General features: G+C 60.0%; 12 protein-coding genes, 1 tRNA gene and 1 riboswitch. Of the genes, 11 read left to right on the top strand and 2 right to left on the bottom strand.

Features of this window, described 5'->3' with window-relative positions; translation table 11 throughout:
- Positions 1–312 precede the first annotated feature (312 nt).
- From groES to OGM60_08085, 11 genes are all read left to right on the top strand, one after another.
- Positions 313–606, top strand: a complete 294-nt coding sequence (groES, locus tag OGM60_08135) for a co-chaperone GroES (protein UYI98848.1) — start codon at positions 313–315, stop codon at positions 604–606.
- Between the two features lie 96 nt (positions 607–702).
- Positions 703–2,340: a chaperonin GroEL gene (gene groL, locus OGM60_08130; protein ID UYI98847.1), complete on the top strand. Its 1,638-nt coding sequence runs from the start codon at positions 703–705 to the stop codon at positions 2,338–2,340.
- A gap of 369 nt (positions 2,341–2,709) precedes the next feature.
- A riboswitch (FMN riboswitch) is annotated at positions 2,710–2,902 on the top strand.
- Positions 2,903–2,907: 5 nt separating this feature from the next.
- Positions 2,908–3,498 (top strand): ECF transporter S component, encoded by a 591-nt coding sequence (locus tag OGM60_08125; GenBank protein UYI98846.1) that lies wholly within the window; start codon positions 2,908–2,910, stop codon positions 3,496–3,498.
- On the top strand, positions 3,495–5,399 hold the full coding sequence (locus tag OGM60_08120; protein UYI98845.1) for an energy-coupling factor transporter ATPase: 1,905 nt from the start codon (positions 3,495–3,497) through the stop codon (positions 5,397–5,399). The genes OGM60_08125 and OGM60_08120 overlap by 4 nt, the downstream gene beginning before the upstream one ends.
- Positions 5,399–6,199 (top strand): energy-coupling factor transporter transmembrane protein EcfT, encoded by an 801-nt coding sequence (locus OGM60_08115; protein UYI98844.1) that lies wholly within the window; start codon positions 5,399–5,401, stop codon positions 6,197–6,199. The genes OGM60_08120 and OGM60_08115 overlap by 1 nt, the downstream gene beginning before the upstream one ends.
- A 30-nt stretch (positions 6,200–6,229) precedes the next feature.
- Positions 6,230–6,676, top strand: coding sequence for a pyridoxamine 5'-phosphate oxidase family protein (locus OGM60_08110; GenBank protein ID UYI98843.1), 447 nt, complete (start codon positions 6,230–6,232; stop codon positions 6,674–6,676).
- A gap of 54 nt (positions 6,677–6,730) precedes the next feature.
- Positions 6,731–7,141: a pyridoxamine 5'-phosphate oxidase family protein gene (locus tag OGM60_08105; protein UYI98842.1), complete on the top strand. Its 411-nt coding sequence runs from the start codon at positions 6,731–6,733 to the stop codon at positions 7,139–7,141.
- Positions 7,142–7,398: 257 nt separating this feature from the next.
- Entirely contained in the window at positions 7,399–8,469 is a 1,071-nt protein-coding gene (gene argC, locus OGM60_08100; GenBank protein ID UYI98841.1) for an N-acetyl-gamma-glutamyl-phosphate reductase, read from the top strand.
- 135 nt (positions 8,470–8,604) lie between these two features.
- Positions 8,605–9,873 (top strand): bifunctional glutamate N-acetyltransferase/amino-acid acetyltransferase ArgJ, encoded by a 1,269-nt coding sequence (gene argJ, locus OGM60_08095; GenBank protein ID UYI98840.1) that lies wholly within the window; start codon positions 8,605–8,607, stop codon positions 9,871–9,873.
- A gap of 68 nt (positions 9,874–9,941) precedes the next feature.
- Positions 9,942–10,934, top strand: a complete 993-nt coding sequence (argB, locus tag OGM60_08090; protein UYI98839.1) for an acetylglutamate kinase — start codon at positions 9,942–9,944, stop codon at positions 10,932–10,934.
- Positions 10,935–11,002: 68 nt separating this feature from the next.
- Complete coding sequence (locus OGM60_08085; GenBank protein UYI98838.1) at positions 11,003–12,286, top strand: aminotransferase class III-fold pyridoxal phosphate-dependent enzyme; 1,284 nt, start codon at positions 11,003–11,005, stop codon at positions 12,284–12,286.
- A gap of 696 nt (positions 12,287–12,982) precedes the next feature.
- Here the strand turns inward: OGM60_08085 and OGM60_08080 are convergent.
- A tRNA-Val gene (locus tag OGM60_08080) sits at positions 12,983–13,058 on the bottom strand.
- Between the two features lie 57 nt (positions 13,059–13,115).
- Entirely contained in the window at positions 13,116–14,984 is a 1,869-nt protein-coding gene (asnB, locus tag OGM60_08075) for an asparagine synthase (glutamine-hydrolyzing) (GenBank protein ID UYI98837.1), read from the bottom strand.
- Positions 14,985–15,067: the final 83 nt, after the last annotated feature.

Genomic DNA, 15,067 nt, shown 5'->3' with positions numbered 1-15,067 from the left:
AGTCAACCTGGCTCCCAGGGCGGACCGGAGGGCATGAAGTTTGTCGCGAGTTCCGCACGCAAAGGAAAGCACTTAATGTGCTTTCCGTCTTGCGCAGGACTGTAGAGCAGTAAACTTCATGCCCTCCGGTCCGCCCCGGGAGCCACCGCTAAGTTATCCCCCGGCATTCAGAAAATCTAAGTGCCAAAAAATAAGATTTTTTGACTCCGTGTTGTATAACCCGCCATTCGTGGGTACCATTCAACGCGTACGCAAACAAAAAGGGTTAATTCGCGTGGTATAACCGCGCGGCCCAAAAAGGAGGAGACAAGCATGTCGTCTTTGAAGCCGCTTGCAGATCGTGTTCTGGTCAAGCCCGACGAGGCCGAGCAGAAGACCGCTTCTGGTCTGTATATCGCCAGCAACGCTCAGGAGAAGCCGCAGCGCGGCACCATTGTTGCCGTTGGTGCCGGCAAGGTCAACGACAAGGGTGAGCGCATTCCCATGGACGTCAAGGTCGGTGACGTTGTCATCTACGGTAAGTTCGGTGGCAACGAGGTTAAGGTCGACGGCGAGAAGTATCTGCTCATGCGCGCCGATGACATCTACGCTGTCGTCGAGGCCTAGTCTCGTCAGAATCTCTGATTCGTCTTTGAACGCGCTCGTCGCATAGGACTCGGAAGCGGCGACGCGAGTCACATTTCTTTTGGAGGATTACCCACTATGGCAAAGAACATTACGTTCAACACCGATGCCCGCGCTAAGCTCGCCAAGGGCGTCAACACCCTGGCCGACGCCGTTACCGTCACCATGGGCCCCAAGGGCCGCTACGTTGCGCTGCAGCGCACGTTCGGTGCCCCGACCATCACCAACGACGGCGTTTCCGTCGCTAAGGAGATCGAGCTCGAGGACAACATCGAGAACATGGGCGCCCAGCTGGTGAAGGAGGTCGCCACCAAGACCAACGACACCGTGGGTGACGGCACCACCACCGCAACCCTGCTCGCTCAGGCCATCGTCAACGACGGTCTGCGCAACGTCGCCGCTGGCGCCAACCCGCTGGCCATCCGTCGCGGCATCGACAAGGCCGTCAACGCCGCCGTCGCCGAGATGAAGAAGCAGGCCAAGCCGGTCGAGACCAAGGAGCAGATTGCTTCCGTCGGTACCATCTCCGCCGGTGACCCCGAGGTCGGCGAGAAGATCGCCGAGGCCATGGAGGTCGTGGGCAAGGACGGCGTCATCACCGTCGAGGATTCCCAGACGTTCGACATCACCATCGACACCGTCGAGGGCATGCAGTTCGACAAGGGCTATGTCTCCGCTTACTTCGTCACGGATAACGACCGCATGGAGGCCGTGATGAAGGATCCGTACATCCTCATCACCGACCAGAAGATCTCCAGCGTTCAGGACATCATGCCTGTTCTCGAGGCTGTCCAGCGCGCCGGCCGTGGCCTGCTCATCATCGCTGAGGACATCGACGGCGAGGCCCTGCCCACCCTCGTCCTCAACAAGATCCGTGGCGCTCTCAACGTCTGCGCCGTCAAGGCTCCGGGCTACGGCGATCGCCGCAAGCGCATCCTCGAGGACATCGCCGTCCTTACCGGTGGCCAGGCCGCTCTGGACGAGCTGGGCGTGAAGGTCGCTGACATCACCGCCGATATGCTCGGTACCGCTAAGTCCGTCACCATCTCCAAGGACAACACCGTCGTCGTTGGCGGCGCTGGTTCCAAGGAGGCCATCGACGCCCGCATCGCTCAGATCAAGGGCGAGATGGAGAACACCACCTCTGACTTCGACCGCGAGAAGCTCCAGGAGCGCCTGGCCAAGCTCTCCGGTGGCGTTGCCGTCATCAAGGTCGGCGCTGCTACCGAGTCCGAGCTCAAGGAGATCAAGCATCGCGTCGAGGACGCCCTGCAGGCTACCCGCGCTGCTGTCGAGGAGGGCATTGTCGCTGGCGGCGGCGTCGCCTTCATGGACGCTGTTCCTGCGCTCGATGCTGTCGAGATCGACGACCCCGAGGAGAAGATCGGCGTCGACATCGTCAAGAAGGCTCTGACCGCTCCGGTCGCTACCATCGCCAAGAACGCTGGCTTTGAGGGCGCTGTCGTGGTCGACAAGGTTGCCGAGCTGCCCGCCGGCCAGGGTCTCAACTCTGCCAACGGCGAGTGGGGCGACATGATCGAGATGGGCGTCCTCGACCCCGTCAAGGTAAGCCGCGTCACCCTGCAGAACGCTGCTTCTGTCGCCAGCCTGATCCTCATCACCGAGGCCACCGTCTCCGATGTGCCCAAGAACACTCAGCTTGAGGACGCTATCGCTGCTGCTACCGCTGGTCAGCAGGGTGGCGGTATGTACTAAGGCCGACAAGGTCTAGAACTCCCACCGGGAATCCGGGGGCGTGACGGGGCTTCTCTCCGGAACGTCCTCGGACATGCAAAGAGGCTCCGCATCGCGCTTCGCGCTGCGGAGCCTCTTTGCGTCCTGCGGAATATTCCGGAGAGAAGCCCCGTCACGCCCCCGGATTCCCTGCGTTTACGGCCTTGAGGTCGGCGTGGGCGGAGATCGTGGCTGATGGGGATACGTGTCCCGGTCGCTGTTTCGCGGCTTTGCCGCGAAAGGCGCGCTACTTTGGGATGGATGGGGAACGTGGTAGTTGCGGCAACTGGTCCCCGCCATAAATTACCCTTGGCATACTTGCGCAAAAGCCTGCTGGTGCTACACTTGCAATTGCTGTTTCAGGGCGGGGTGGAATTCCCCACTGGCGGTAAATCGGGCGGTGCCAAAGGGGTGCCGTGGCGCAGACGAGGCGTCTGCGACCGAGCCGATGAGTCCGCGACCCGTGCGTGTGTTGGTTCGCATGCCGGCTGAACTGGTGAGACCCCAGTACCAACGGTTAGAGTCCGGATGAAAGAGGCAGGTGATCTTATGTCTGAACAGTCGCAGCATATCCATTTTGAGAACACGAATAGGTGGAGCACCAAACAGCTCGTTACCATGGCGTTGATGTGCGCCTTGGGCGCCCTGTTTATGTATGTGCAGCTGCCCATTCTTCCTTCGGCGCCGTTTTTGACCTATGATCCGTCGCTGGTGCCGGCGATGGTGTGTGGGTTTGCATATGGCCCCGGTGCCGGTACCGCCGTTGCCGCCATGGCGATCGTTATCCATGCACTCACCACGGGTGACTGGGTCGGCGCGCTTATGAACCTGGTTGCCACGCTGGGCTACATTCTGCCCGCGGCTATCGTCTACCAGAAGATGCATACCTATAAGGGTGCCGTGATTGGCCTGGTGCTCGGCGTTATTGCTGCTACGGCGTTGTCTATGGTCGCAAACCTTACCATTGGCGTATGGTTCTGGTATGGCTCGGTCGATGTGATCGCCCCGCTCATGATTCCTGCCGTGCTGCCGTTCAACCTTATCAAGACCGTGCTTAACTCGGTGTTGACGCTTGCAGTGTACAAAGCGGTCTCCAACCTCATCACGCCTAAAAAGGACCAGGTCAAAGGCCGCGCATGATTGAGTGTCGGGGCGTTTCCTTTAGCTATGACGGTGCCGCACCGGCACTCGACGGCGTCGATCTGAACATCGAGGATGGCGAGTTTTTCTGCATCCTCGGTGGCAATGGGTCGGGCAAGTCGACGTTTACCAAGCATCTGAATGCACTGTTGCAGCCCGATGCGGGCACGGTACGCGTCAACGGCATGGATGCGTCCGACCCCGAGCTGGTCTACGACATTCGTTCGACCGCGGGCATGGTATTCCAGAATCCCGATGATCAGCTGGTAGCAACGCTTGTCGAAGATGACGTTGCGTTTGGTCCTGAAAACCTTGGCGTGCCATCGGCGCAAATTGCGCAGCGCGTACGCGAGGCACTGAAGGGCGTGGGCCTGGTGGGCTTTGAGCGCCACGAGACCCACGCGCTTTCGGGCGGCCAAAAGCAGCGCGTGGCGCTTGCCGGCGTGCTCGCCATGGAACCGCGCGTGCTCATATTGGACGAGGCTTCCTCGATGCTCGATCCGCGTGGACGCAAGGGCCTCATGAAGGCTTGCCGTGCGTTGCATGATCGCGGCATGACCATCGTGATGATTACGCACTTTATGGAAGAGGCCGCCGAGGCCGATCGCGTTGCTGTCTTCCAAGCGGGCCGCGTTGCCATGATCGGTACGCCCGAGGAAATCTTGACGCGGGCGGACGAACTTGCGCAGCTCAACCTGGATATGCCGGCGTCGTGCTGCCTAGGTAGGGCACTTCGTGAGAAGGGCGTGCCCGTTTGCGCGCAGGTGCGCGAGGCAGATATGGTCGCCGAGATTGCGCGGGTTTACGCCGAGCGGGGCGGGGCGGACGTCGCAGTGCAGCCTTCTGCATCCGATTCTCGTATGCTCGACAATGCATTCTTCGCGACTAACGAGGCGGCCGCATCGGAGCCCGTTATCGAGATTTCGCACCTCTCGCATAGTTACTCGCTGAGCGCCCGCGAGCGCCGTCGATGGCGCAAGCGCTCGACCACTGCGGACGCATCGAGCAAACAGGCTCTTTGGGGCAACGATCCAAACAGCCCCTGGGCGCTACGTGATGTTTCGCTGACGGTGCGCCGCGGCGAGTTTCTGGGATTGGCGGGTCATACCGGCTCGGGTAAATCGACGCTGGTTCAGCATCTCAACGGGTTGATTCGTCCGCAGGAGGGAAGCGTTTGCGCGCTGGGGCTCGACCTATCAAGCAAGAAAGACGCCGCTGCGGTTAAGGCCAAGGTCGGCGTGGTGTTTCAGTATCCCGAGCGCCAGCTATTTGCCGAGACCGTGGCGCAGGACGTGGCGTTTGGCCCGCGCAACCTTGGCCTGCCAGAAGACGAGGTTGCACGCCGTGTCGCATCATCGCTTGCGCGCGTGGGCCTCGACCTTGCCGCGATAGGCGACAAGAACCCCTTTGAGCTTTCGGGCGGCCAGCAGCGCCGCGTGGCGTTTGCCGGCGTGCTCGCCATGGAGCCCGAGGTGCTGGTGCTCGACGAGCCCATGGCGGGGCTCGATCCGGCTGCGCGCGGGGATTTCCTGGGGCTCATCGATCGACTCCATCGCGAGGGCCTGACTGTTGTCATGGTTTCGCATAGCATGGATGACCTGGCAAATTGTTGTGACCGTATCGTTGTGATGAACGAGGGCGCCGTGTTTGCCGAGGGAACGCCCGCGCAGGTGTTTGCGCACGCGGACGAGCTCAAATCGATCGGCCTGGGCGTTCCTGCCGCCCAGCGCATGGCGCTGGCGCTTGCACAAGCCGGTGTGCCGCTCCGCTGCGACAAGCTTTATACGGTTGAGGCGCTAGCCGACGAGTTGGCCGGCTTGCTGCTGGGCTGCGCGGACGTGCCTTTGAGGGTTCCGTGTCAGGCTGGTTCCAAGGCGCCCACGCGAGAGGAGGGCTGCTAATGGAGGCGTTCTCATTTGGCAGCTACTATCCCGGGGATAGCGCGGTGCATCGCCTGGATCCGCGTACTAAGTTGCTCCTAGGTTTTGCATTTCTGGTCACCGTGCTCACCGTCGGAAGCTTTTGCGGGCTGGTTCCGGTCGCATTTTTTGTCGTGCTGGTCTATCTCGCAGCCCGGGTGCCGTTGCGCCGGGTCCTATCATCGATGGCACCATTGCTGGCGATTGTCGTGGTGGTCGCGGTGCTCAACCTGTTTTCCGACCAGAGTGGCCGCATCCTGTGGCAGCTTGGCTTTTTGCAGGTGAGCGAGGGCTCGCTGCGTTCTGCGGCGTTTGTGGCGTGCCGCCTGACGTTGATGATGGCCGGCATGAGCGCCGTTACACTCACCACGCCGACGCTCGACCTCACCGCGGGCTTTGAACGTCTGCTCGCACCATTTGCGCGCGTGGGGCTTCCGGCGCACGAGCTCGGCATGATTATGGGTATCGCGCTGCGGTTTATGCCGCAATTTGCCACCGAGATGAAACAGACGGCCGATGCACAGGCAAGTCGCGGCGCGCGCGTGACGGGCGGTCCGCTCGGCGGTGTGCGCATGCTCGGCAGTGTGGCGATTCCGCTGTTCACCGGCGTGTTCCGTCATGCCGAGACGCTTTCGGCCGCCATGGATGCGCGCTGTTATCACGGCGAGCAGGGACGCACGCGTCTGCATGCGCTTGCGTTTGGCCGGGGGGATGTACTGGCAGCGCTGGCGATGGCGCTGCTGGTGACATGCGTTGTCGTTATCAATCTTCAACTCGTCTAAGCTCGATTCGAGCGCAAGAAAGGGGTCTCTATGACCGACACCGATCGCACGGCTCAGCTCGAGCGCGCCTGCTCGTATCTCAGGCGCATTCCGGCGTGGTATCTTGCCACGACCGATGCGAGCGACGGGCATCAGCCCCGCGTGAGGCCGTTTTCGTTTGCCATGGTCGATGATGGCAAGCTGTGGTTTTGCACGTCGCGCGACAAGGACGTGTGGGCGGAGTTGAGCGCGAATCCCAAGTTTGAGGTATCGGGCTGGAAGCCGGGGGAGTGCTGGATCGTGTTAACTGGCGAGGCCGCGCTCGAGGACGATGCATTCGTGAGCGACAAGGTGCGCCAAGCGGGCTTTAAGCACATGGTGGGCATTGGCGAGCAACACGATAGCGCCAACGATGGTCGCCTTGCATTCTTCTCGGTCCGCAACATCGCCGCACGGTTCTGCGATATCGACGGCAGCGAAGAGCGCCTCGAGCTCTAATTTCCCAAATTGACTACCCATTCCAAAAAGACTGGTCAGGCGACAGGAGGAAACGTGGACGGATTGAATACGGTGCTGGAGTATCTGACGTCGGTGCCGGCGTGGTATCTGGCGACGAGCGTGGGCGGGCAGCCGCATGTGCGTCCGTTCTCGTTTGCGCAGATTCAGGACGGCAAGCTGTGGTTTGTGACAGCGCGCACCAAAGATGTGTGGCAGGAGCTGCTGCAAAACCAGCGCTTTGAGGTCACGAGTTGGTGGCCGGGCCATGGTTGGTTGATCCTGCGCGGGCGTGCGGGGCTGGAAGACCGGGCTTCGAGCGAAATGCGCGAGGCCGGATGGAAGCATCTTGAGCGCTTGAGCGAGCACTATGAGGGGCCTAACGACCCCGCGCTCGTCTTCTTTAGCGTCGAGGATCCTGAGGCATTTATCTGCAATCATGACGAATGGGTGCCGGTTGAGCTCTAGCCAGCTGGCTCATCCTAACAACTTAGTTTTCGCATGGGCGGACCCCGTGTTGCCCGGCACCGTAAGGAGTGCCGGTCAATACGGGGCCCGCTCTATTTGTCAATTCCTTCAAGCGAATGTGTCGGGAATGTTTCAATGCATGAACATGCAAGCTATTTACGTATTCATGCATCTTTTGGTGCTAAAGTTTCAACCCACCTCATAATGACCGCTGCGAAATGCGCATCGGTGCATAAATCGCAGACAAGGAGTCTGATATGTCTTTGAAGGTTGGAATCGTCGGCGCGGCTGGATATGCCGGAGCCGAGCTCATTCGCCTCGTACTCGGCCATCCCGAGTTTGAACTTGTTGCCATTACGTCCAACGCCGATGCCGGCCAGCCGCTGTCCGCAGTGTATCCGAGCTTTGCTGGCGTAAGCAATCTGGTTTTCACCACGCATGACGCCCCCGAGCTCAAAAGCTGCGATGCGGTTTTTCTTGCCGTGCCGCACACGGCTGCCATGGCGCAGGTGCCCGCGCTCCTTGCCGCGGGCGTTTCCTGCTTCGATCTTTCGGCCGATTACCGTCTGAGCGACCCGTCCGTCTTTGAGGCATGGTATGCCGCCGAGCACACGAGCCCCGAGCTGCTCAAGACCCGCGCTTTTGGCCTGCCCGAGCTGTTCTGCCAGGACTTAGAGACCGCTGCTTCCAGCCATGCCGCCGGAAAGCCCGTTTTGGTCGCTTGCGCCGGCTGCTATCCCACCGCAACGAGCCTCGCTGCCGCTCCTGCCGTGCGTGCGGGCTGGGTGGCAGAGAACGGCCCCGTAATCGTCGATGCCATTAGTGGCGTGACGGGCGCCGGTAAGTCCTGCAACGCTCGCACCCATTTTTGTAGCGCGGACGAGAACCTGGAGGCCTATGGCGTAGGCAAACATCGCCATACGCCCGAGATTGAGCAGATCCTGGACCTGACCGATCGCGTCGTCTTTACTCCGCACTTGGCACCGCTCAAGCGCGGCCTGCTTTCCACGGTGACGATGCCGCTCGCGCCGCAGACTCTCGACACGTTGGCCCTTGAGGACGTCGTCGACCATTACAAGAAGTTCTACGCCGGTCGCACCTTTGTGCGCGTGCTCGATGTCGGCCAGCAGCCCAAGACGGCTTCGGTCGTCGGCACCAACGCTGCCCAGATTGGCCTTGCGCTCAACAAGCGTGCGGGCGTGCTGGTGGTGACGGGTGCTATCGACAATTTGTGCAAGGGTGCAGCAGGCCAGGCGGTCCAGTGCGCCAACATCGTTTTTGGCTTTGACGAGCGACGAGGCTTGCCCACAGTGGCGTGCCCGGTGTAGCACATTCGATTGTTAACGATTTGGTGGTCGGGTATCGAGTTGGGCGCCGCTTTCAAGCTGGTCTAGTAGTTGTGACCGGTATGGCGTGCCAGCCGATGCCCGCTTTTTTGTCTGATATAAGGAGTCGTAGGGACGATGAATACCGACCTGATTGATATCAAGATACGCGCCGTCGAGGGTGGCGTTACGGCAGCGGCCGGCTTTAAGGCCGCAGGCATCCATGCAGGATTCCGGAAGAATCCCGAGCGCTTGGACTATGCGCTCGTCGTGCCCGATAAGCCCTGTCCAGGCGCCGGCGTGTTTACGACCAACCGCTTTTGCGCGGCGCCCGTGCAGGTGAGCCGTGCCAACCTGGGCGGTGCGGACAAGGGCTATGGCATCATCGCCGGCGTTTCAATCAACTCCGGCAACGCGAACGCTGCCACGGGCGAGACCGGCCTAGCCTGCGCGCGCGAGACGTGCAACATCGCCTCGCAGGTTATTGGCTGCGAGCCCCAGCAGATCCTGGTTGCCTCGACGGGTGTGATCGGACAGATTTTGCCGATCGACACGTTTGAGGCAGCCGTCCCGTCCGCCTACGAGGCGCTCTCTGCCCATGGCGGTGCCGATGCGGCCCGTGCCATCATGACGACCGATACGCATTCCAAGGAGTATGCCGTTCGCTATCGCAGCGAGGCTGCGGGCCATGCGGGCAACGCTTATACGGTGGGCGGCATGTGCAAGGGCTCGGGCATGATCATGCCCAATATGGCTACCATGATCGCGGTCATTACTACCGATGCCCCCGTCGAGCCGGAGGCGCTCCACACCCTACTGCTCTCGATCGCTAAGCAGACCTTTAATAAGGTGACGGTCGATTCCGATACCTCGACCAACGACACCTGCATCGTGCTTGCTTCTGGCGCTGCTGCCGCTGATACCGAGGCTATCGTCGAGGGCACTGATGCCTTTGACGAACTGTCCTTTGCCGTGCACGAGGTGTGCGAGAGCCTGGCGCGCAACATCGCGGCCGATGGCGAGGGCGCGTCAAAGCTCGTGACGGTTAACGTTACCGGCGCCGCCACCGACGAGGAAGCCGATATCGCCGCCCGTGCCGTCGCCAACTCGCCGCTCGTCAAGACCTGCATCGCCGGTCACGACTGCAACTGGGGCCGCGTCGCCATGGCGCTCGGCAAGTGCGGCGTGAAGTTTCATCAGGAAGACGTTTCCATCGACATGATGGGCATGCCGGTCTGCCGCGACGGTCTGACTGTTCCCTTTGACGAGGACGAGGCTCTGCGACGTTTTGAGGCGTCCGAGATCGTGATCTCGGCCGACCTGGGTGCAGGCGACGCGGCAACGACCGTGTGGACCTGCGACCTCACGCACGAGTACATCTCCATCAACGGCGACTACCGTTCCTAGATTCCAGGCACGCTGCGCATCTTGCCGCATTGCGGACAGCGAAGCACGGCGTGATAACGATACGAAAGATGAGGCAGATTATGAAATTCGCACGCGACTGTCGTTCGAGCGAATCCAACGAAGCAACCGCGCAGCTGCTGTTCGAAGCGCTGCCGTGGATTAAAAACCTGACCGGCAAGACGGTCGTTATCAAATATGGCGGAGCCGCCATGGTCGATGAGCAACTGCGCCGCGACGTGATGAGCGACATCGTTTTGCTCAAGATTATCGGCATGCGCCCCGTCATCGTGCATGGCGGCGGCAAGGCCATCAACGAGGCGTTGAGCCATTACGATATTCCCGTCGAGTTTAAGAACGGCCAGCGCGTGACTACGCCGGCGACTATGGATATCGTGCGCGAGGTGCTGGGCGGCAAGGTTAACCAGGAGCTGGTTGCTGCTATCAACCACCACGGCAACCTGGCCGTGGGCGTGTCGGGCAGCGATGCCGGCACGCTCATCGCCGAGCCGCTCGACCCCGAGCTCGGTCGCGTGGGCAAAGTGACGAACGTCAACACGGACTATATCGAGCGTTTGCTCGATAGCGAGTACATCCCCGTCATCGCTACCGTCGCGGCGGGGGAGGACGGCGGTTTCTTCAACATCAATGCCGATACCGCCGCCGGTGCCGTCGCGGCAGCGCTTCACGCGCATAAGGCGATCTTTTTGACCGACGTCGATGGCCTGTACAAGGACTTTAGCGATAAGGATTCGCTTATCTCTAACCTAACGCTCGACGAGGTTAACGAGATGCTCTACGGTGGCGAGGTCGATAAGGGCATGATTCCCAAGCTACGTGCGGCCGTCGACGCGCTTGCCGGTGGCGTGTTCCGCGCCCATATCATTAACGGTACCACGCCGCATTCGCTGCTGCTTGAGCTGTTGACCGATGCCGGCGTCGGCACCGTGATCCATTCTACCGAGACGGCCTACGAGTTCGATACGCACCCGCACCCGCTTTCGACCTTTGCGGCGCGCCTGACCGAGAATCTCGACGAGGTCGAGAAGCTTCAAACGGTCTAGCCGGCTCAAAATTGCTACGCCATTACGCCCAAACTCCGCGCTACTTGGCGCTTAACGAAAGGTATCTCATGTCACTTGCAGCACAACAATCGCTCGAATCCTACTACGTCATGCACACCTTCGGTCGCTCTCCGGTCGAGTTTGTCGAAGGCCGCGGCATGAAGCTCACCGGCGACGATGGCCGCGAATACCTCGATTTTCTTGCCGGCATCGGCGTGTGCAGCCTGGGCCACGGCAACCCGGCAGTGCTGTCGGCGCTCGAGGCTCAGACCAAAAAGCTTCTGCATGTGTCTAACTACTTCTACATCGAGCGGCGTGGACAGGTCGCGGCGCTGCTGTCCAAGCTTGCCAACGACGACGTAGATGGTGCGTGCGTGCTGGCCGATGCCATTGTCGCCGGCGATGAGACCACGGCCGCTGCGCTCGGTGCCCCGGCTGCGGACGAGCAGGTGTGGGAGACGTTCTTTGCCAATTCTGGTGCCGAAGCCAACGAGGGCTCGATGAAGCTTGCGCGTCTGTACGCCAAGCGTGCTGGTAACGGCGGCAACACCATCGTATGCATGCGTGGCGGCTTCCACGGCCGTACGCTCGAGACCATTGCCGCCACCATGCAGGATTGGCTACAGGACAGTTTCCGTCCGCTGCCGGGTGGCTTTGTGGCCTGCACACCCAACGATGTAGATGAACTGCGTGCAATTTTTAAGCAGTTGGGCAGTGAAATTTGCGCCGTGATGCTCGAGCCGATTCAGGGCGAGAGCGGTGTGCACCCCATGACCGAGGAGTTTATGGCTACGGCGCGCGACTTGGCGCACGAGGTGGGTGCCGTGCTTATTGCCGACGAGGTCCAGTGCGGAATCTTTCGTACGGGTAAGCCGTTTGCGTTCCAGACCTATGGCGTGGAGCCCGACATCATGAGCCTTGCCAAGGGCATTGCCGACGGTGTGCCTATGGGTGCCGTGGTGGCAAAGAAGGAAATCGCCGACGTCTTTAAGCCCGGCGATCATGGTTCGACCTTCGGTGGCAGCTGCTTGGCCATCGCGGCGTGTGCCGCGACGCTCTCCGCGCTTGTGCACGGCGATTATGCCGAGCATGCTGCCAAGGTTGGCGCCTATATGGAGCAGGCGCTGGCTAAGCTTCCGCATGTGGTAGAGGTGCGTGGTCGCGGCCTGATGCTCGGCTGCGATTTGGATGCTGCCGCGGGTGATGCACACGACGTCGTGGCCCGTGCATTGGGGGCTGGTGCCGTGATCAACGCTACAGGCGCACATACGCTGCGCTTCCTTCCGCCGCTCGTGTGCGAAGAGGCCGACGTGGACAACCTGATCGAGATCCTGGCGGGTGTTTTGGCCTAACACGGCGCAATAACTTAATTTGGACCGGGTTCCGGACTGCGGACGTGCCATATGCGGCACGATTCAGCGGTCTGGAGCCCGTTTTGCTATCGATTTACCATGGCTGGGATAGGCCGTGTGCAAAAAGTGGCAAATATGAGTACGGGCACTAACTTCGTAACATATAAATTAGGCACTTTTAGATGAGTTGGGCCACATATGTCCAGTTTTGTAGTTGGCAAATTGGCTTAACTGGACTATCGATCGTCGTTCTAATGCCGGATTTGCCTTTTATGACTTCGAAAACGCTGCTACTAAAAAGGTAGCAGTACTCATATTTGGCATTTTTTGCACACGGGTATTCGCCAAGGGTCCATTTCGCCGCCCGAGCCCCGCTTCGTCGCTCCGCTCCTCGCGTGCTGCGCTGGAAAACGCTTCGCGTTTCCTCAGCTCCGCACTCTTGCGGGTTCGAATCCCATGCACCGGCCCAAAAAAGAAAGGCCTCCATCGCTGGGGGCCTATCAATTCAATGGCGGGCGATGAGGGATGTCCGCGTGCGGCTGGCGCCGTCCGCGCCCCGCTTCGTCGCTCCGCTCCTCGCGTGCTGCGCTGGAAAACGCTTCGCGTTTCCTCAGCTCCGCACCCTGTCGGGTTCGAATCCCTCTGCGATGGGCCCAAAAAAGAAAGGCCCCCATAGCTGGGAGCCTAACAAATCAGTGGTGGGCGATGAGGGATTCGAACCCCCAGCCTTGTGCGTGTAAAGCACCTGCGCTAACCGTTGCGCCAATCGCCCGCAGAGATTGAGTATAGCGGAAACCCTGCGTGGTTCACCGCTAATTCATAACGAAAACTAAGCGGCGACTTTAGCGCCCTTGTCCTCGTCGATAAAGAAGCGCTTGTACCAAATGAGGAACGTCAGCGTGGTATAGATCTTGCGCTGGTTGAGCGCGCGACCCTTAAAGTGATCGTCGAGCAGTTTCATGAGCGCATCGGTGTCAAAGAAATCAGCAGCCCACGGCGCGGTGAAGTATTCCTTTACGTAGTCGTAATACTTTTGCTCGCGCAGCCAGAACTTGACCGGTACGGGGAAGCCCACCTTCTTGCGCGTTGCCCACTCGTCGGGCAGCGTGCGGTTGGCAGCGTGACGCAGAACGAGCTTGCAGCCTTCTTCGTTAACACGGTAGTTGGCGGGAATGTGCTCGGCAAACTCCATGACCTTCTTGTCCAGGAACGGAACGCGGAGCTCCAGAGAATGCGCCATGCACATCTTGTCGGCCTTGAGCAGAATGTCACCCGGCAGCCACATGTTCATATCCAGATACTGTTTCTTGGAAAGCTCGCAGCAGTCGGGAACCTGCTTGTAGTACTCGGCGCACATCTCGGCGGCGTTCTTGCCGGTGTTATAAGCGGGCTTGAGCACCTCGTCGACTTCGGAGGGATCGAACACCTTTGCCTGACCCACATACCAGCGCTCGGGAACCTCGGCGCATTTCGTCAGGAAGTTGTGTCCCTTAAAGTAGGGGAGATGCTGAACGAGTGAGCCCAGGGCGTGACGTACGCCGAGCGGCACGCGTTTCTTAAAGGTACGCATCTCGGGGGTGTCCTCGTACCACTCATAGCCGGCAAACAGCTCGTCGGCACCCTCGCCCGAAAGGACGACGGTGACCTCCTTGGAAGCCATCTGCGCCAGATAGTACAGCGGCACGCTGGACAGGTTCGATTGCGGCTCGTCCATGTGGTACTGGATATCGGGCAGTGCATCAAAGAACTCGTCGGCGGTAATCATCTTGCGCACGTTCTTGATGCCCAGCTTGTCGGAAAGCTCGGCGGCGTAGTTGGTCTCGTTGAAGTTCTTGTAATCGAAGCCGACAGAATACGTGGTGTCGGGCATGAGACAGGCGGCAATGTAGCTGGAGTCCACACCGCCAGAAAGGAACGAGCCCACCTTAACATCGGCGATTCGGTGCGCAGCGACGCTTTCGTGCACGACCTTGTCGCACTCGTCCACGTACTCCTCGAAGGTCTTGGAGTTGTCGTCGGTGAAGTCACAGCTCCAGTAACGCTTGATGTCCATGGTGTTGGTCGTCAGGTCATACGTAAAGCAATGCGCCGGGGCAAGCTTGAACACGCCCTTAAAGAAGGTCTCCTCCGTGGCGGGGAATTGCAGCGTCAGGTAGGGGCGCAGCGCGTCGTGGTTGACAGCCTTCTCAAACTTGGGATGGTCCAGGAAGCTCTTGATCTCGGAGCCAAACAGCAGCGAGCCATCGGATGCCTGGTAGTAATAGAACGGCTTGATACCAAAGATGTCACGAGCACCAAAGAGTTTGTTCTTGTTCTGGTCGTGAATCACGAACGCGTACATGCCGCGCAGACGGTTGACCAGGTCCTCGCCCCACTCCTCGTAACCGTGTACCAGGACTTCGGTATCAGCGTTGCAGTGGAAGGCGTAGCCGGCCGCCTCCAGCTCGGCGCGAAGCTCCTGGAAGTTGTAGATCTCTCCGTTGAAGACAATCGTGACCTTGCCGTCGTCGCTCGACATGGGCTGGGCTCCAGCTTCGGAAAGATCGAGAATCGAAAGACGACGGAAGCCAAAGGCAACGTTGTCGACGATATGCTGGCCGCCCATATCGGGACCACGGTGGATGATGCGATTCATCATGGCCGTGAGAACCAGCTCACTCTGTTCATCTGTACCGGTAAAACCGACAAAACCGCACATGCAAGATCCTTTCTGCTGACGGCTCAGGTGTACTGCCGCAAGGATTGTGGCAGCTGATGTCAAATAATCTTTACTATCATGCC

It is taken from the genome of Coriobacteriaceae bacterium (assembly GCA_025757745.1).
Taxonomy (GTDB): Bacteria; Actinomycetota; Coriobacteriia; order Coriobacteriales; family Coriobacteriaceae; genus Collinsella.
This window is presented reverse-complemented; position numbering and strand designations above follow the sequence as displayed.